13 protein-coding genes and 2 pseudogenes are annotated in these 17,414 nt (G+C 42.7%); 4 read left to right on the forward strand and 11 right to left on the reverse strand.

The genetic code is table 11. The features are described from left to right. Positions 1-250 precede the first annotated feature (250 nt). The gene (locus AC5590_RS29350) at positions 251-1,624 is read left to right on the forward strand and encodes a cytochrome P450 (RefSeq protein ID WP_169266831.1); all 1,374 of its coding nucleotides are present in this window, start codon (positions 251-253) and stop codon (positions 1,622-1,624) included. Between the two features lie 121 nt (positions 1,625-1,745). Next, positions 1,746-3,335 (forward strand): glycoside hydrolase family 57 protein, encoded by a 1,590-nt coding sequence (locus AC5590_RS29355; RefSeq protein ID WP_169266832.1) that lies wholly within the window; start codon positions 1,746-1,748, stop codon positions 3,333-3,335. Between the two features lie 128 nt (positions 3,336-3,463). On the opposite strand, the gene AC5590_RS29360 is transcribed toward AC5590_RS29355, so the two are convergent. The 4 genes from AC5590_RS29360 to petC form a co-directional block, all read right to left on the reverse strand. Further along, the gene (locus AC5590_RS29360; RefSeq protein ID WP_169266833.1) at positions 3,464-3,946 is read right to left on the reverse strand and encodes a type II toxin-antitoxin system YhaV family toxin; all 483 of its coding nucleotides are present in this window, start codon (positions 3,944-3,946) and stop codon (positions 3,464-3,466) included. Continuing rightward, complete coding sequence (locus AC5590_RS29365) at positions 3,943-4,266, reverse strand: hypothetical protein (protein WP_169266834.1); 324 nt, start codon at positions 4,264-4,266, stop codon at positions 3,943-3,945. Before AC5590_RS29365 ends, AC5590_RS29360 begins: the two co-directional genes overlap by 4 nt. Before the next feature lie 121 nt (positions 4,267-4,387). Then, positions 4,388-5,389 (reverse strand): cytochrome f, encoded by a 1,002-nt coding sequence (petA, locus tag AC5590_RS29370; RefSeq protein WP_169266835.1) that lies wholly within the window; start codon positions 5,387-5,389, stop codon positions 4,388-4,390. A gap of 333 nt (positions 5,390-5,722) precedes the next feature. Then, complete coding sequence (petC, locus tag AC5590_RS29375) at positions 5,723-6,262, reverse strand: cytochrome b6-f complex iron-sulfur subunit (protein WP_169266836.1); 540 nt, start codon at positions 6,260-6,262, stop codon at positions 5,723-5,725. Between the two features lie 226 nt (positions 6,263-6,488). Here petC and AC5590_RS29380 point away from each other — a divergent pair, with 226 nt between their 5' ends. Continuing rightward, entirely contained in the window at positions 6,489-6,800 is a 312-nt protein-coding gene (locus tag AC5590_RS29380) for a DUF3067 family protein (RefSeq protein WP_169266837.1), read from the forward strand. A gap of 72 nt (positions 6,801-6,872) precedes the next feature. Here AC5590_RS29380 and AC5590_RS29385 read toward each other — a convergent pair. Both AC5590_RS29385 and AC5590_RS29390 read right to left on the reverse strand, forming a co-directional pair. Further along, positions 6,873-7,160 (reverse strand): annotated as a pseudogene (locus tag AC5590_RS29385) (transcriptional regulator family protein); the annotation flags it as partial. A gap of 351 nt (positions 7,161-7,511) precedes the next feature. Further along, positions 7,512-8,162: a GntR family transcriptional regulator gene (locus AC5590_RS29390; protein ID WP_169266838.1), complete on the reverse strand. Its 651-nt coding sequence runs from the start codon at positions 8,160-8,162 to the stop codon at positions 7,512-7,514. Positions 8,163-8,447: 285 nt separating this feature from the next. Between AC5590_RS29390 and AC5590_RS29395 the strand changes: the two genes are divergently transcribed. After that, positions 8,448-9,668 (forward strand): MFS transporter, encoded by a 1,221-nt coding sequence (locus tag AC5590_RS29395; RefSeq protein WP_246162902.1) that lies wholly within the window; start codon positions 8,448-8,450, stop codon positions 9,666-9,668. Between the two features lie 300 nt (positions 9,669-9,968). Here the strand turns inward: AC5590_RS29395 and AC5590_RS29400 are convergent. The 5 genes and pseudogenes from AC5590_RS29400 to AC5590_RS29420 all read right to left on the reverse strand — a co-directional run. Beyond that, a pseudogene (locus AC5590_RS29400) lies at positions 9,969-10,193 on the reverse strand (transketolase C-terminal domain-containing protein); the annotation flags it as partial. Between the two features lie 1,371 nt (positions 10,194-11,564). Continuing rightward, the gene (locus AC5590_RS29405; RefSeq protein ID WP_169266839.1) at positions 11,565-11,990 is read right to left on the reverse strand and encodes a response regulator; all 426 of its coding nucleotides are present in this window, start codon (positions 11,988-11,990) and stop codon (positions 11,565-11,567) included. A 151-nt stretch (positions 11,991-12,141) separates the two neighbouring features. Further along, entirely contained in the window at positions 12,142-12,864 is a 723-nt protein-coding gene (locus AC5590_RS29410) for a Crp/Fnr family transcriptional regulator (protein WP_169266840.1), read from the reverse strand. 2,489 nt (positions 12,865-15,353) lie between these two features. Continuing rightward, the gene (locus AC5590_RS29415) at positions 15,354-15,839 is read right to left on the reverse strand and encodes a gluconokinase (protein ID WP_169266841.1); all 486 of its coding nucleotides are present in this window, start codon (positions 15,837-15,839) and stop codon (positions 15,354-15,356) included. A gap of 107 nt (positions 15,840-15,946) precedes the next feature. Continuing rightward, positions 15,947-17,290 (reverse strand): 3-isopropylmalate dehydratase large subunit, encoded by a 1,344-nt coding sequence (locus AC5590_RS29420; protein WP_248277315.1) that lies wholly within the window; start codon positions 17,288-17,290, stop codon positions 15,947-15,949. Positions 17,291-17,414 lie beyond the last annotated feature (124 nt).

Here is a 17,414-nt window from a genome sequence, read left to right on the forward strand (position 1 = left end):
GTTCCCCCAAAGTCTGCCGGGGGAAGCAACCCAAGCGGCGAGCTTTGACCGTTGTAGCAAGTGGCGTGATTTTGGATTGCTTCCACAGGAGTTATCCGGGGGCTTGTACCATCAAGGAATCATTGGTCATTCTAAGGCATTCGTATCTAAACAACTTACCAAGCAGTTGTCCAATTGACATTTTCTTTTTATTTACGATACAGTATCGTAAATAAAAAACTTCTTTATTCATTAAACAACAGAAAACAGCATGACCAGCCTCCCGACTCAGCGATTTGCTTGGCGAACCCCGAAAGGAAAGCTCCCGTTACCTCCTGGTCGCTTCGGTTTGCCCATTGTTGGCGAATCCATCAGCTATTTGCGCGATCCAGCCCGTTTTATGAACCAGCGACAAAAACAATATGGAACAATTTTCAAAACTCATCTGTTTGGTCGTCCAACGATTGTTTTAATTGGAGCTGATGCAACTCGTTTTTTGTTCACCAATGAAAGTCAGCGATTCGAGATGACCAATACTCCAAGTTTTGAGGTGTTACTGGGAGCAAACTCAATTGGAGTAAAGACGGGCACTGCTCACCAAATACTTCGTAAGCAGTTGTTCCAAGCCTTTGAGCCAAGAGCATTAGCCGAGTACGGTACGACAATAGAAGATATGACCCGTCGTTATCTGCATAAATGGGAACGCATGGGAACATTGACTTGGTATTGCGAACTGAAAAAATATACGCTGGATATTGCCTGTAAGTTGTTCGTGAACGTTGAGACTGCCTCAGATGAAAACCTGGAAAAAGTTTATCAGACTTGGAGTGACGGGCTGTTATCCATTCCGATTCGATTTCCTGGGAGCAAGTTTGATCGTGCGGTTCGTGCGCGTGAGCAGCTTCTTGCGCTGATTGATGAAATGATCAACCAACGCCAACAACATCGAAACTCTAATCAGGATGTTTTGAAAATTCTATTGCAGGCGCAGGATGAAGAGGGTAATCGTCTGAGCTTGGAGGAAGTGAAGGATAACGTGTTGGGAATGCTCGTTGCTGGACACGAAACCTTAACTTCAGCACTCACATCCTTGTGTTTATTGCTTGCTCAACATCCAGAAGTGCTACAAGCAGCCCGTGCAGAACAAGAGCAACTAGGGTTGACACAACCGCTAACGCAGGAATCTCTCAAGCAAATGACTTATCTGGAGCAAGTGCTAAAAGAAGTTTTACGAATGGCACCTCCAGTAGTTCGCAGTGGTTCACGGAAAGTGCTTGAGTCCTGCGAGTTCGGTGGCTATCTCATCCCGCAAAGTTGGGATGTGTTTTACCAGATCCAGGAAACTCATCAAGACCAGAATGTCTATGCTCAAGCTCAACGATTTGACCCAGAGCGTTTTGCACCTGATCGAGCCGAGAACAAACAAAAGGTTTTTAGCTATATTCCGTTCGGTGGTGGAATTCGAGAATGTTTAGGTAAAGAGTTTGCCAGATTGGAGATGAAGGTGTTTGCGGCGTTGTTGATTCGTGAGTATCACTGGGAATTACTCCCTGGACAAAATCTAGAGCGTGTTGTGCTACCGTTCTCCCGTCCTCATGATGGCTTAAAGGTGAAATTTTGGCGACGTGAAAGCGGGAGGGTTTGATATGCATAATTTGGAGAGTTGACTAAAGACTGTAACGATCCCCATAAAGTCTTAAAATATTGTTAACATCTACCAAATCCCAACCTTCAATCTAAATAAGTACCACCCCGGAACTATAATTATGGCTATCGGCTACGTTGCGCTCGTACTCCATGCACATCTGCCCTTCGTTCGTCACCCAGAAAGTGATTATGTGCTGGAAGAAGAATGGCTCTATGAAGCCATTACCGAAACTTACATTCCTTTGCTGCGAGTCTTTGAAGGCTTGAAGCAAGACGGTATTGACTTTAAAATCACGATGAGCATGACACCTCCTCTTGTGTCAATGCTACGCGATCCTGTGTTGCAAGAACGCTACGACGCTCATTTAGCCAAACTTGAAGAACTTATAGAACTGGAATTCGAGCATAATGTCCACAATGGTCATATTCGTTATTTAGCCGAGCATTACGCCAGTGAGTTCAAGGCGATACGAGAAGTTTGGGAACGCTACAACGGGGACTTAGTCACAGCTTTTAAGCAATATCAAGACACTAACAATTTAGAAATCATTACCTGCGGTGCTACCCACGGCTACCTACCACTGATGAAAATGTACCCACAAGCTGTGTGGGGACAAATAAAGGTAGCTTGCGAACACTACGAAGAAAACTTTGGTCGTCCACCCAAAGGCATTTGGTTACCAGAATGCGCCTACTATGAAGGTGTTGACCGAATGTTAGCCGATGCAGGGTTGCGCTACTTCCTGACCGATGGACATGGTATTCTTTATGCCCGTCCCCGTCCACGATTTGGTACCTATGCCCCAATTTTTACAGAAAGTGGCGTTGCTGCGTTTGGTCGAGACCATGAATCTTCTCAGCAGGTATGGTCTTCTGAGGTTGGCTATCCTGGTGCTGCAGAATACCGCGAGTTTTACAAAGACTTGGGCTGGGAAGCAGAATATGACTACATCAAGCCCTACATTATGCCCAATGGTCAGCGGAAAAATACGGGCATTAAGTATCACAAAATTACAGGTCGTGGCTTAGGACTGTCAGATAAGGCACTCTACGACCCTTATTGGGCACGGGAAAAAGCTGCAGAACATGCTGCTAATTTCATGTATAACCGAGAGCAGCAAGTAGGAAATCTTCATGCTATGATGAACCGTCCACCAATTATTGTTTCTCCCTACGATGCTGAGTTATATGGACATTGGTGGTATGAAGGTCCTTGGTTCATTGATTACCTGTTCCGCAAGTCATGGTATGACCAAAAAACCTATGAAATGACCCATTTGGCAGATTATCTGCGGGCAAATCCAAGTCAGCAAGTTTGCCGTCCTTCGCAATCGAGTTGGGGTTATAAAGGATTCCACGAGTATTGGTTGAACCACACAAATACGTGGATTTACCCACACTTGCATAAAGCCGCAGAACGGATGATTGAAATAGCAAAGCGGGAACCAGAGGATGAGTTGGAATGGAAAGCGTTGAACCAAGCAGCGAGGGAACTGCTGTTGGCGCAGTCTTCCGACTGGGCGTTTATTATGCGAACGGGAACGATGGTACCTTATGCTGTCAGAAGGACGCGATCGCACCTCATGCGCTTTAACAAACTTTACGAAGACGTTAAAATCGGCAAAATAGACAGCGGTTGGCTGGAAAAGGTCGAATATATGGACAATATTTTCCCTAGTATCAACTACCGAGTGTATCGTCCATTGTAGTAGCGAAACGGAAATCATAGGTTAGGCAGGTGAGAGCATCCTCACCTGCTGGTGCAAAGCCAAAATTTCTTTTCCATTGTCCACATCGTCTAAGCGTTGTGCTTTTTATTGTGCAGCATCTTTCCTAATCATTTAGTTTTCACTGAATCTTTCTTTTCTTCCTGAAAATCTGTTACCTCACATTCAGCAAGCAGTTCATCTACATTTTCAGGAAAGTCAATATTACTAACTTTTTTTGCAAAAACCTGATAACAATCGTTTTTATCCCCTTCTTTACGCGGGAATCCTAACCAAATAATGATAATAATTTTTTGTTCTTTAAATGCCCTAAAAAATAATCTATATCGGGCAGGTAGCCCCATTTTCTTCAGACGACCATACTTGTGTAAAGGCTTGTGTAATATAAAATGAGATGCAAAAGGGTCTTGAGTGATTTTTTCTTTAATACCAATATTCAAGCCCTTTAGTAGCTTTACATCTGCATGAGTCATAAACTCTTGTTTAGATAACTCAGTTTTTAAAGTACGAACCCGATGAGACAATTGTACCCATTGCTTATCAAACAATGGGTAGAAAAATATTCTCCATCCATCAGATGTGAATGAGTTCATGCATCCAAAACAACATCACAAAGTAGCTCATCCATTTCGTCGCTCATTTCTTTCGTATAAGCAACGAGTTGCTCAGGATTTGTAATAGCATCTTTCATCAAAAAGTCGAGGAACAGACTCATCATAATAGATTCTGTTTCATCTACCTCCTCAACTTCATCAGTGTCTAATTGCACTAAAAAGGTATTTTTAGACAAGACTTGCACATAACCTGAAGTATTAACTAAATGAGGATGGTCTTTAGAAAAAGCACGAGGTAAGCGAAAACCATCTTGCGTGCCTATCTTAGCAGAAGCTATAGGATAGGTCTTGTCGGTCATCTAAGTATGCTCCTTTATAAAGGCAATTCATCTTATTATAACATTTCTTATAATCAAGTCAAACAAACATAAAAAAGACAGGTCAAACACCTGTCCTATGACTGATAATTTGGCTCTGAATTTAGAAATTCATTTCTGCAGCTTGAACTTTTTCAACCTGCTTCTTCTTGAGGACAAGCATAACTTGAGCCAACATAACAAGTGCGACAAATGCAATCATCCATTGAACTCTGCTAGCATCTTGTAACACAATTTCCCCATCATCTTGACCAAATCCACCAACGTTTGGATTATTGGTCAAAGGTTCATCTTTTTTGACCACTTGTCCTTCAGAGACAATCAATTCTGGTCCAACGGGTATGGTGTCAACTACTACGTCCCCAGATTCAGGTTGGATGCTGAGTTCGTACTTGACGTTACCATCTTCATCTTCTGTTTTGGCAATCTTGCTAATTGTACCAGCAGCAGAAGCGGTGTATACGGTGTTGTTGCTCTTTTGGCCAGTGGGGTAAACTTGTCCGCGTCCACGGTTACCACCTACGTGAACAGCGTACTTACCAAAGTTAATGTTCTTGTCAGTTGCAGGGTTAGGAGAAAGCACTGGGAAGACGATTTCCTGATATTGTTCACCAGGTAACGGTCCAATGATGACAACGTTTTCTTTGTCTTCGGTGTAGGGTTGGTAGAATAAACCCTCGATTTCTTCCTTCCACTCCTCGGGAATGCGTTCTTCAGGAGCAATCTTGAAGCCTTCTGGTAGCATCAGCACAGCACCGACATTTAAGCCAGCTTTAGAACCATCGGCACCCACCTGCTGTACGCTTGTATCGTAGGGAATTTTTACCACGGCTTTAAATACCGTGTCAGGCAGAACAGACTGGGGGATTTCAACTTCGGTCTTCTTTGCTGCTAGGTGACAGTTGGCGCACACAATCAGCCCTGTCGCTTGGCGAGGGCTTTCGGGGTAGGTTTCTTGTGCCCAAAAGGGATATGCTGAAGCTGCTTGAGGTAGAACTAGATCACTGGTGAAGAAAAATGTCACTGTGGCGATCGCTACGAGCAAGGTTTTGATAATTGTTCCAGCACTGCGAGTTAAACTCGCTGTTTGACAAACATTTCTCATCTCTATAAGGACAACTAGGACAACGATTCTCTGATATTAGTCATTAGTGAGCCAGCACGGCGCAGGAGGGTTTCCCGACCTAGGTGAGTGCGTAAGCGCAAAGCGCACGCCAAGGGCGAACGCGAAGCGTCTCCGTTCGGCCTCAAGCCGTGCCCGAAGGGCTCAGGAGATACCCGAAGGGTCAAGAGTCATTAGTCATTAGTCAAGAGTCAAATTTCGACTCCAAACTATAGACTATGCACTGATTTCATCAGTGAACAGCCTTTTCAGTAAACAGTGAAGAATTATCAAGCCAAGATGAGCTGATAACTGATAACTGATAACTGATAACTGTTAACCCCACCAAGGTTCTTCGCCTGTACGGAAGTCAGTTTCCGTCCATTGAGTCAGGATGATTTTGTCTTCTTCGGTTTTTGCATGACTCAAAGCTAAAGATAGCGGTGCTGGACCTCGAACTACTTTACCAGTAGAGTCGTACTGTGAACCATGACAGGGACACTTAAACTTGTTCTCTGCTGCGTTCCAAGGAACAACACAACCTAAGTGCGTGCAAACGGCGTTAATTCCGTAATCAGTAATCGCCTCTTTGCTATCTACAACAATATAAGTAGGGTCTCCCTTAAGTCCTTGAACCAGAACGCGATCGCCTACATTATGACTTTCCAAAAAGTTGCTAACACTGACATCGTTACCCAGCTCGTTTTTTGCCGTTGTACCACCTCCAGCCCCACCGCTTGATGGAGGAATAAAATAGCTGACAACGGGATACAATGCTCCCAGAGCCACTCCGGTTACAGTTCCAAATGTCAGAAGATTCATGAATTGACGACGCCCCATATCGGGCACGTCCATTGATTCAGAAAATTGAGCCATAACCTACGCGTTCTTTGTGTATTTTGTTAACAAATATGACTTGAGTTTTTCATTAAGAAACTCTTGTCTGACTGAAAAGGATAATGCCCACAATGATGCTAGGATGCTTTGTGCAAAAATCTTTCCAGCATCTTTCTTAGTAGGATTACATTTCTTTATAGTCCTATCATACTTGAGTCATGGAACTTAACATCATAACTAAATGTAAAAATATTTGAGAAAATATATGACGGGACAGGAATTACGCCAACTGTTGCTTGATAAGTGGGGACGCTCTTATGATGTCCAGTTGCGTCGGACACAGGGTAAAATATTCTTACAAGTTATGTGGAAATATTTAGAGCAAGTGTCTTTCCCATTAAATGAGGTAGAGTATCAAGAGCATCTCGATAGCATCGCCAACTATCTCAATGGTTTAGGTGGTGAAGCACAGGTAAGAACATATATTAGAGAAACACGAGAACGTCCACGACTTGGTAAAGCTGTGAGCATTGCGTTAGATTTAGGTGAACGCGCTGCGGAGTGGTTAATCGAGTAGTTGTAAAGACTTTCACCAACTATGGCGAAACCTAAGACAGAAAAATGAGGAGATTGTCAGAAAATTCTTTTACCCAAAGTTACCGTAACCTTCGTAGCGAACTGCCTCTAAACTAGAAGCACCGCCTGAGAGTGTACCTGCACCTTTGGCGATCGCTCTTTCAATATTCTCATTAGGTAAACCCGCCGCTTTTGCTTTTTCTATTGCCGTACGCAGTTGAAAATTTGCTGCTGGATCTGGAACCCCACTTCTTGCCGCCACAATAATAGCACGCGACCACTGGGTAAAAGTCTTACCCTTTTTTGCATCCACAACTGCTTTTTGGCGTTTAATATTTGCCCACTTACTGTGTCCTGCCATATTCGGAACTTAACAATACTATCTACTCACCAGATACGATATAGCTAGATTCTAGCTTTTACATCGTTTTTGGTTTGTGTGAGATTTCAAAATTTCTGCCCACCTAGTACCGCAAGGCGGAATTCAAAATTCAAAATATGCCCTGCGGGCACGCTACGCGAACAAAATTCAAAATGCTTGAAATACAAGGCTTTTGGGTGTATGAAATGGTAGCTTTATTTCCGCCATTGTGTACTAGTGGTTTGGCAACCCAAAAATGCGCTTGTAAAGCTTAGGGAAAGGGGAAAGGTTAAAGCCAAAGGGATTAAAAAACCTTCCCCTGTTCCCTATTCCCTGTTGCCTGTTTTCTATTCACAAAGGAAAAGCTGCCTCTTGTGTCTCAGGCGTTAACACAGTCGTCTGTGCATGTTGGCGAAGTAACTCTGCTGCGGTGTTTCCATCGCCCTGCACGAATGCGTTAATGATTTGCTGATGTTCCTTTACAAAACACAGCGGATCAATTTTATTTTGGCTCAATTCTAACTTAATGCGAGTCCAAGCTTCAAAATTTAATGAATCCCACGTGTGCAATAAGACACTATTACCTGATGTCTCAACAATAAGTCGATGAAACGTTGCATTTTGCCGTGCCAGTACCTTCAAGTCCTTTGCTAAAGCTGCATCTCGAAATACCACTTGCACAGTCTGAAGTGGCTGAGGATTGTTGTGAAACTTAGGCGCTGATAACCGTGCTGCCAATGCTTCGAGTTCTCCTCGAACTTGATAAGACTCCTGCATCTCATGCAAACTCACCTCCCGCACTCGCGTTCCCCGGTAGGGTTGACTATCCACCAGCCGCATCGCTTCTAGTTCGCGCAGTGCTTCCCGAACTGGTGCTTGACTTGTCTCCATATCTTTAGCAATCTGTAATTCTACCAATCGCTTACCAGGTTCATAAGTGCCGTTAAGGATGCGCTCTATGAGTACCTGCTTGACGCGATCGCTCATGCATTCACGCTTCATTTTCATTTTCCAACTTTTTTTTCTTCTCTTTTCTACTTGACTTTGATTATAGATTATCGATAAATTGAAGTGAAGTTAGCGATTATCGATAATCTATAAGAAAAAAAGCACCACGATATGTACAGAAGATGACCAAAACTAAGGATTTCGAGGTTTCGAGGTGCAGGGAGGGGGGGACGTAAACTCTTCGTCCCCTACACCGTTCGGCTGAGCGCTCACCTTGGCGTTGCCCTTACACCCCCTCATTTAAATCTACAAATTTATACGTAAATGGAGTGATCTTCTGTGAAAAGTGTTAACCAGTATTCCAAGAGTGCATCTACTCATAGAACTAGCCAAAACCCTTTAGGGCGTGGTTTAGTCTTGATAATGGCAATAACCTGTGGAACTGTCGTCGCTAACTTATATTACAACCAACCTCTGTTGGTGGTGATTGCCGAAAGCTTTCAAGCTCATAGCCATGCGACTGGGTGGATTCCCATGTTGACTCAAATTGGTTATGCTGTAGGGCTTTTCCTGCTTGTTCCACTGGGCGACTTGATGGAGAGGAGAAGGTTAATTTTGATGATGCTGGTGTTGACATCTGTAGCGTTGGGAGCAGCAGCAGTATCACTCAACCTTGCTTGGTTGCTAGTGGCGAGTTTGGCGATCGGCATAACCAGTGTTTCGGCTCAGTTGATAATTCCTTTAGCAGCACAACTGGCAAAACCAGAGCAGCGGGGAAGAATTGTTGGTACGGTGATGAGTGGGGTGTTGATAGGAATTCTTTTGGCTAGGACAGTCAGCGGTTTTGTGGGGGCAAGTTTGGGCTGGCGGGCGATGTATTGGCTGGCGAGTGGATTGATGATTGTTCTGGCTGCTGTTTTATCACGAATGCTGCCAAAAAGTCAACCGTCGCTGCGAGTTTCTTATCCTCAATTGGTTGGATCTTTATTCAAGTTGATACAACAGCAGCCTATTTTACGTGAAGCATCTCTTGCAGGGGCGATGTCCTTTGGAGCCTTCAGTACTTTTTGGAGTACTCTTGTTTTCTTTTTAGCACAGCCACCTTATCACTACGGTAGTGAAGTGACGGGGTTGTTTGGGCTGGTTGGTGTGGTAGGAGCGGCAGCGGCTCCTGTTGCAGGTAAGATAGCAGATAAAAGGAATCCCAAGATAACTGTGGCGTTGGGTCTTTCGATTACAACCTTGTCATTTCTCATTTTGTGGGTGTTTGGTTACCACATCCTGGGGCTAATTGTCGGGGTTATTCTTCTGGACTTGGGTGCGCAAAGCACACATATTTCCAACCAGGCAAGAATTTTCAGTTTACCTTTAGAGTTTCACAGCCGTTTGAATGCGCTTTATATGACCTTTTCCTTTATGGGAGGGGCGTTGGGTTCGTTCCTTGGTGCATATGCTTGGAGTCGTTGGCAATGGCATGGGGTTTGTGCGATCGCACTGCTGATGCTAGGAGTGGCTTTTGTTACGTTTATTAAGCGGCGGCGTCAACAACTAGGGGTGTAAGGGGATAGGGGGAGCCAGTGCTCGGCTAGGGTTTCCCGACTTGAAGCACCTGGCGTTGTAAGGGTGTAAGGGGAGCCAGTGCTCGGCTAGGGTTTCCCGACTTATTGCAAGAGCGTCTTCGCAGGAGTTAGCACCTGGTGAGACCAGCGCTCCAAAGAGCGCTGGCTCCTCTGCGTTCTGGAGCGCCTCTGCGGTTTTTTAATTATTTAATTATTTAGATTCAACCGGAAACGATATCATGCGTGTTACTCTGCGGGCACCCAAGCTGCTTGTTTGACAAGCGATTGCGCAGAGCCCACGCTAACGCGAACGCACTGCCTTGACAATCGCATCAGCGTCAATTTTTGCTGTATGAAGTAGTTCTTCTGGAGTACCCGATCCGGGCATATCCTGCACTGCCAGCTTGACTAGGTTCAGCGCCAATTCACCATAAGCAGGAGCGCTCCCCGTACCCACAAAAGCATCAAGGACTGCGGCACCTAGTCCACCCTCACTCCAGTGGTCTTCTACTACAACGAGTTTACCACCTGCTGCAAGGGTTAGGCGTTACTTGTCAACAACTTACGATTAAAAGCCCCCAGGCATGGTACTGAGGACTTGTGACTATGGTTAACGATCCATTTCTTCCAATACTAGCGACATCATATTTTGTAAAACCCTTTCTAAAGCAGGAGTTTAGATTATAAGAATTTGTATTGATAAATACAGTATTCACGAATTAATTCATTTTGAAATATTAAATTTTTTCTGTTTTCCTTGACTAAATTGTCAAGTCGAATATTTCCCGCTCACTACCCTAAAAATAAAAAAAAACCCACACTTAATGGGTGCGGGGGAGGTACCTATAGAGGTAAGGAACCCTATAACGAATAATCAACCTTTATTTCTTCCAATACTAGCGATGGCACATTTGTAAAACTCTTTCTTCAGCAGGAGTTTAGATTACAAAAGTTTGTATTGACGAATACGACACTGTGGAGTTTCCAATTAAAAATCCCCCAGCGACTGTCTGGACGTGAATTTTGAAATAGTTGTATAAAAGTCAATCAATTGACCTTGATATTAATATCAATTGATTGACATTAACGAGACTGAAAAGCACTCGAAAATCCCCCACAACCTTATCGAATAATGGGGGAAAGAAAATGTAATGCGTAAGATGAGAAGATGAAAGGAGCTTATATCGAGAAGGCTAAGAAATATAGAGATGCAAAACGTTCCAAATGTTAGGAAAACCCTATACCCACAACTTACGATTAAAAGCCCCCAGACCACCTATTGAAAATTTTCGACAAACATTCATAACTCATTTCTTCCAATATTAGCGGGATTGTATTTGTAAAACCCCTGTCTATTGTAGGACTTTCACTTACAAAAGCTTGTGTTGACGAATACAACACATAGGAGTTTTTCCGAGCGTAAATGACCACACCAAAATAAAACCCTGTACTCAACAGGTACAGGGAAGGAACCGATGGAAGAAAGGTTCCCAGTGCTTTTTTGGAAAGCTATGTCGTATTATTAATCCTCTATTTCTTCCAATCTTAGTAAGATCGTATTTGTAAAAACCCTTTCTAAAGCAGGAATCCCTCGTTACAAAAAGTTGTGTTGACTAATACATTTATGGTTCAAATACACATTACACTTATACAGGAAATTATTGATGTTACTGGTGCTATTGCCATATAAAAAATAAAAAGCCCCCAAGGTAACTGGGGCTTTTTGATGTTGTCATCTTGAAATTGATGATACTCTCAATACTAGTGAAGTCGTATTTGTAAAAACCCTTTCTAAAGCAGGAATTGAAATTACAAAAAACCCTTTCTAAAGTAGGAATTGAATTTTGAAATATTTGTATACTCTTTTAATACTAGAGGTATCGTATTTTTTAATTGTTTATGTAACTCGTATAAGCTGTGTAATAACTGCAACAAGCGTATCAATTTCAAAAGGTATATAAATAACCTCCTGAAACCCAGCATCCGTTGCTGTATTAAACTCTTCTGGACACATATAACTTGTAATCGCCACAGCAGGAATAAATCCTCCTTCCTTGGCTTCTTTGTTTCTAATGAAGCGAATTAGTGAATAACCGTCCTTCTTAGGCAGTCTGATCTCGCTGATTATAACATCAGGTCTCCACTCTTCTATGACTTGTATGGCATTATCCACAGATCTTGCCATTTTCGTTTTTGCAAAACACTCTTCAAAAATAACCCTAACTAGCCACAAGCAATCGTCATTATTACTTACCACAAGTACCCGTAAACCATCAAGAGATGACGGTTGATTTTGAAGTGTTTGTTCAAAAAGCATTAACATGACATTTATTTATATTGCTTAGAATTTACACCTGCTTGACGTTGGGAGTCAGTACGGTTTCGCACATTAAACCCCGAAGAGCAAAGCTTTTAGAGAGGGGACGCGTGAATACATAAAAAACTGGTTTTGTGCTGACCGCTGTTGACTACCGCTAGCTCTGTTTACTTAACAATCGAGCGTACTCGTTTTTGGTGATGGAATAACATTCACAAGATACATCGAGCAAGTGTTCCCGATTGAGGATGGTAATATGTCCACGCCTGTAGGTAATGATTCCGGCTCGGCTAAGGATGCCAGCAGCCACTGTGACACCTGAGCGGCGACAGCCTAGCATTTCACCAATAAATTCTTGAGTTAGCAGGAATTTATCAGATTGCATACCGTCAGAAACTATCAACAGCCAACGGGCAAGTCGTTCTTCTATCGTATGCACGCGGTTGCAGACTGCTGTTTGTGTGACTTGGGTGAACAGTGCTTGAGTATAACGCAATAGCAAACGTTGAAGTTCAGAGCCTCGGTTGAACTCCGCTATGAGTGGCAAAGCCTTCATCTTCATACCACCGTCGGCAACCTGCACAAATGCAGTTGTGGTTGTCGTGTTGCCGCCCCAAATTACAGGAAGACCCACCATGCCATCATTGCTCACTATACCAACTTCAACGGTCGATCCGTCTTCAAGGTTAGAGACTAAAGAAATTATTGCCTGATGGGGAAAATAGACATGTGTTATCGGTTCGCCTACTTCGTAGAGGATTTGCTTATTTTTAAATTCGACTCGCTCTAAGTGGGGAACTAGACGTTGATACTCAGCCGCTGAAAGTGCGGCAAGTATTTGATTTTCTATTGGTGGATTAGGCGAGTTTGATACTGACATTGAGAACCCTTAAGCGCAACTGTACTTTGAAAAGCAACTGATGGTAAGGCACTTGCCTTGAAATAAAATACCAGCCGTCAAACCTAGATCCCTCGTTACCAACCCGTCAACCTGAAATACGGCTGGTATTTTATTTTTACGGTCTCCCCTAACTTGAGAGTTGCCTAAAACTAGTCTCAATATGTCAAAAGGTGGCTTTTGTTTATCAACACGGTGTTCAAAAATAGTGATACTAATTTGGAAATGTCAGAGTTAACTATTTTACGTAGTATAAAAGTCAATAAATTGACATTAACTGGACTGAAAAGCACTTGAAAATCCCCACAACCTTGGATAATTGGGGCAATGCGTAAGATGAGAAGACGAAAGGAGCTTATATCGAAAAGGGTATGAAATATAGAGATGCAAATCGTTCCAGACTTTAGGCAACGCTATATCCGCAATTTGCGATTAAAAGCCCCCAGACCACCTATCGAAATTTTCGACAAATAGTGATAACTCATTTCTGACAATATTAGCGGGATTGTATTTGTAAACCCCCTGTCTATTGCAGGAGTTTAGATTACAAAAACTTGTGTTGACGAATACAACACATAGGAGTTTTTCCGACCACAAATGAGCACACCTCAAATCTTGATTATCTCGTCTGACCTACGCCGAATATTAACTGCTCATTACCTTAAAAAAACCCACACTTATGGGTGCGGGGAAAATGTGCCGATTGAGGAAATGAACCTTATACCAAAAGGTCATCCTCTGTTTCTTCCAATACTAGTGAGGTCGTATTTGTATAACTCTTTCTAAAGTACGAATCGCTCGTTACAAAAAATTGTGTTGCTCAATACATTTATGGTTGAAATAGAAATTACACTTATGTAGGAAATTATTGATGTTACTGGTGCTGGTGAACTGGACGGTAACAGCTTTACTTATTCGTGTTCCTAAACACATCCAAATTTTATCGAAATTGAACTTTTGACAGAAGAGATATCTTTTCATCACAAATAAATTCTAAGAAGCATTGCTCCTAACGCTGGTTGGCTATTAAGTAAAGTTGCTAGTTAATAAAAACCCCCCAGTTGCCGTGGGGGTTTTTATTTTTTTTTGAGGTAACAGTTTTTCTTATTTGTGTTTATGAATACACCCAAAAATTACCGTAACAGAACTTTTGACAGAAGAGATTATCACCCCATCAAAATAAGCTTCTAAGAAGCAAGCGGTACTAGTGACTAGCCATAGCCATAGCAACACAGGAATTAAAAACCCACAGGTCATCATCTGTGGGTTTTACTTTTTGAAGTTGTGCTAGGTCTATGTTTTTTTGGCTACGCTAAGGTAGGTCAAGCTGAAAAGATTCTTGTATTCCTGATTACATCAAAATTTTCCCAAAAGGTAAACTTTCGACTTTAACACCAAAATCCCCATAAAAATACCCTCCCCCTTCATCGTCGCGAAGTTCTAAGGTATAAAACACATATAAGTACTCAACGCGCTAATCCCAGACAACAAAAAACCCCCATAACTACATCGGTAATGGGGGATATGAGGGTAATATGAGAGAAATAAGAGTGTCCCAAACGTTAGGAAAACATTTCAACTATGCCCGCAACTTACGATTAAAAATCCTCAGACGTGGTACTGAGGAATTGAGACTAAGATTCAGAAGTCATTTCTTCCAATATTAATGGCATCGTATTTGTAAAACTCTTTCTTCAGCAAGAGTTTAGATTACAAAAGTTTGTGTTGACTAATACAGTACTATACAGTTTCCAATTAAAAACCTCCACAACCTTATCGGGAAGCGGAGGGACAATGTGTTGGTTAAGAAGATGAAAGGAGCTTATATCGAGAAGGGTATGGAATATAGAGATGTAGAACGTTCCAGACGGAACGAAAAACGTCTCAGCTTGAGTTCGCAACCTACGATTAAAAACTCCTGAGCTGCTACTGAAAACTTTCGACAAACATTAAGAACTTATTTCTGACAATATTAGCGGGATTGTATTTGTAAAACCCCTGTCTATTGCAGGAGTTTAAATTACAAAAGTTTGTATTGACGAATACGACACTCTGGAGTTTCCAATTAAAAATCCCCCTGGGACTGTCTGAACGTGAATTTTGAAATACTTGTATACTCTTTTAATACTAGAGGAGTCGTTTTTTGTAATTGTTCTAAAGTTAGAACTTAAGTTACAAAAGCTTGTGTTGACGAATACGACACAGTGGAGTTTTTCCTACCGCAAATGACCACACCAAAACCTTTACAATCTCAGCACAAAAAACCACCTCAGTTATGTCCAAGGTGGTGATGAAATTGACGATATTCCCAATACTAGTGAGGTCGTATTTGTAAAACCATTTCTAAAGTAGGAATTTAAATTACAAAAAACTGTGCCAGTAGGTAGGTATGATTAAATCGAACCATATTAACTTATGTAAAGTGCCATAAACGCTTTAAAAATAAAAAAAAACCCCTGCCATCAACTCACCTAAATCCCCAAACTCACTCTAATGTTCTGCACAATTACCTCTAGTGGCTCAGAAATATCCACCGTAACCGCACCAGATGGCTCCTCAAGAGCATCAAACTGACTTTTAAGAAGTTTTTCACCCATAAAGTGACCATGACGCATCTGTAGCCGCTTTTGAATCAACTCAAAAGACCCCTTGAGGTAAACCAGGATTACGCGTTCCTCATCCAAAACCAAAACCTCGCGATAGCTGGCTTTCAGCGCAGAACACGCCAGCACCATATTTTTATTCTCTTGCAACCACTGTTGTATTGCCTGTTGCAACGCCAGCAGCCAAGGCACCCTATCTAAATCATTTAGGGGGATACCATACCGCATTTTCTCAATATTTTCTGGCGAGTGGAAGGCATCAGCATCGCTAAATTCCCACTGTAAAGAGTCTGCCAACAGTTGCCCAATGCTGGACTTACCAGAACCAGAGACACCCATTACGAGAATTATCATATTTTTTATTGCAGACTAAGGAAATCAGGGAGAAAAGGAGGGAAAAGTTAATGTGAAATCACTCTTTTCCCTGACTCCCACACTCTTTCACTTGTCTGCTTGTCCTCTTACAAAAACTCACGCGGATCTGTCACATACCCAGTGATTGCGGAAGCTGCAGCGGTGAAGGGCGAAGCAAGATAAATTCCCGCTTCTTTATGCCCCATTCGTCCGGGGAAGTTGCGGTTCGTGGTGGAAACACAGATTTCTGGCTCGTTCATCCGCCCAAACGTGTCTTTGGGACCACCCAAGCAAGCAGCACAGGAAGGAGCAGCAGGTTCAATACAACCAGCTTCTAAGAAAATTTCTGAGAGGGTTTGCTCTTGGTACTTGATTTTAAACAAATCTTCGTAAACTTTTTGGGTAGCAGGGACTATGTATGTGGGAACCTTCACCTTGTGACCTTTAAGAACTTGTGCTGCATGGAAAAAGTCCTCTGTTTTTCCACCCGTGCAGGAACCGATATAAGCTCGGTTAATCTTGACATTGCTGCACTCTCGTGCTGTGGCACGGTTATCAGGGGAGTGAGGTTGGGCAACAACTGGTTCTAGTTTGGAAACATCGTAGTGATGCTCACTGTAGAACTTGGCATCTGAGTCTGTGTATACTGCCTCAAAAGGCTTATCGGTACGCGCCCGCACATACTCAAATGTGGTTTCATCAGGAGCAATGGTACCATTCTTGCCACCAGCTTCAATCACCATGTTACACAAAGTCATCCGTTCTTCCATCGTCATTCGTTCGACGGCTTCTCCTGTAAATTCCATCGTCCGATAGGTTGCGCCAGAGACGCTGATATCCCCAATAATTTGTAAAATCAGGTCTTTTGCCAACAAGTAAGGAGGCATTTCACCATTCAACACAAAACGCATGGTGGCAGGAACTTTGATCAACAGCTTGCCAGTCCCCATAATAAAACCAGCATCTGTGTTGCCGATACCTGTGGCAAATTGACCGAAAGCACCAGCGTTACAGGTGTGAGAGTCCGTACCAAATAAAACTTCGCCTGGGCGCGTATGACCCTCTTGGGCTAGGGCGACGTGGCAAACACCTTTGTAATCTGGGTTGGCTTTAAAGTTGGAAAGGTCAGTAATATCGTAAAAGTATTTTATACTTTGCTCTTTTGCAAAATCACGCAAAATATCAACGTTGCGGTTAGCGCGTGCGTCAGCCGTGAAAATATAATGGTCGGGAATTAACACGATTTTTTCAGGATCCCAGACTTTGGCGTCAGCACCAAACTCGCGTTTGAAAACGCCGATGGTTCCAGGACCACAAACGTCATGTGTCATTAAAAGATCAACATTAACCCAGATATTTTCCCCCGGTTCGACAACCGAACGACCAGAGGCTTTCGCCAAAATTTTTTCTACAAGGGTCATGCCCATAGCGATCGCGTTCTTTTTGTGCAAGGGTACAAATTCTATGCTACATGGCTGACCGTCTGTGAATCAAATTTTGACACGTAAATGTCCGAATATATCCTGCAATAGCCAAATGCAGAAATTCTTTGCTAACCTCTAACGTACAACAACA

This window comes from Brasilonema octagenarum UFV-OR1 (genome assembly GCF_963888615.1).
In the GTDB taxonomy this organism is placed as follows: domain Bacteria; phylum Cyanobacteriota; class Cyanobacteriia; order Cyanobacteriales; family Nostocaceae; genus Brasilonema; species Brasilonema sennae.

Bases quoted from the DNA above. Each gene is read 5' to 3' on its own strand.
- AC5590_RS29415 (WP_169266841.1), bottom strand. From the start codon at position 15,839: ATGATAATTCTCGTAATGGGTGTCTCTGGTTCTGGTAAGTCCAGCATT.
- AC5590_RS29405 (WP_169266839.1), bottom strand. From the start codon at position 11,990: ATGTTAATGCTTTTTGAACAAACACTTCAAAATCAACCGTCATCTCTT.
- petA (WP_169266835.1), bottom strand. From the start codon at position 5,389: ATGAGAAATGTTTGTCAAACAGCGAGTTTAACTCGCAGTGCTGGAACA.
- AC5590_RS29410 (WP_169266840.1), bottom strand. From the start codon at position 12,864: ATGTCAGTATCAAACTCGCCTAATCCACCAATAGAAAATCAAATACTT.
- AC5590_RS29380 (WP_169266837.1), top strand. From the start codon at position 6,489: ATGACGGGACAGGAATTACGCCAACTGTTGCTTGATAAGTGGGGACGC.
- AC5590_RS29365 (WP_169266834.1), bottom strand. From the start codon at position 4,266: ATGACCGACAAGACCTATCCTATAGCTTCTGCTAAGATAGGCACGCAA.
- AC5590_RS29350 (WP_169266831.1), top strand. From the start codon at position 251: ATGACCAGCCTCCCGACTCAGCGATTTGCTTGGCGAACCCCGAAAGGA.
- petC (WP_169266836.1), bottom strand. From the start codon at position 6,262: ATGGCTCAATTTTCTGAATCAATGGACGTGCCCGATATGGGGCGTCGT.
- AC5590_RS29355 (WP_169266832.1), top strand. From the start codon at position 1,746: ATGGCTATCGGCTACGTTGCGCTCGTACTCCATGCACATCTGCCCTTC.
- AC5590_RS29390 (WP_169266838.1), bottom strand. From the start codon at position 8,162: ATGAAGCGTGAATGCATGAGCGATCGCGTCAAGCAGGTACTCATAGAG.
- AC5590_RS29360 (WP_169266833.1), bottom strand. From the start codon at position 3,946: ATGAACTCATTCACATCTGATGGATGGAGAATATTTTTCTACCCATTG.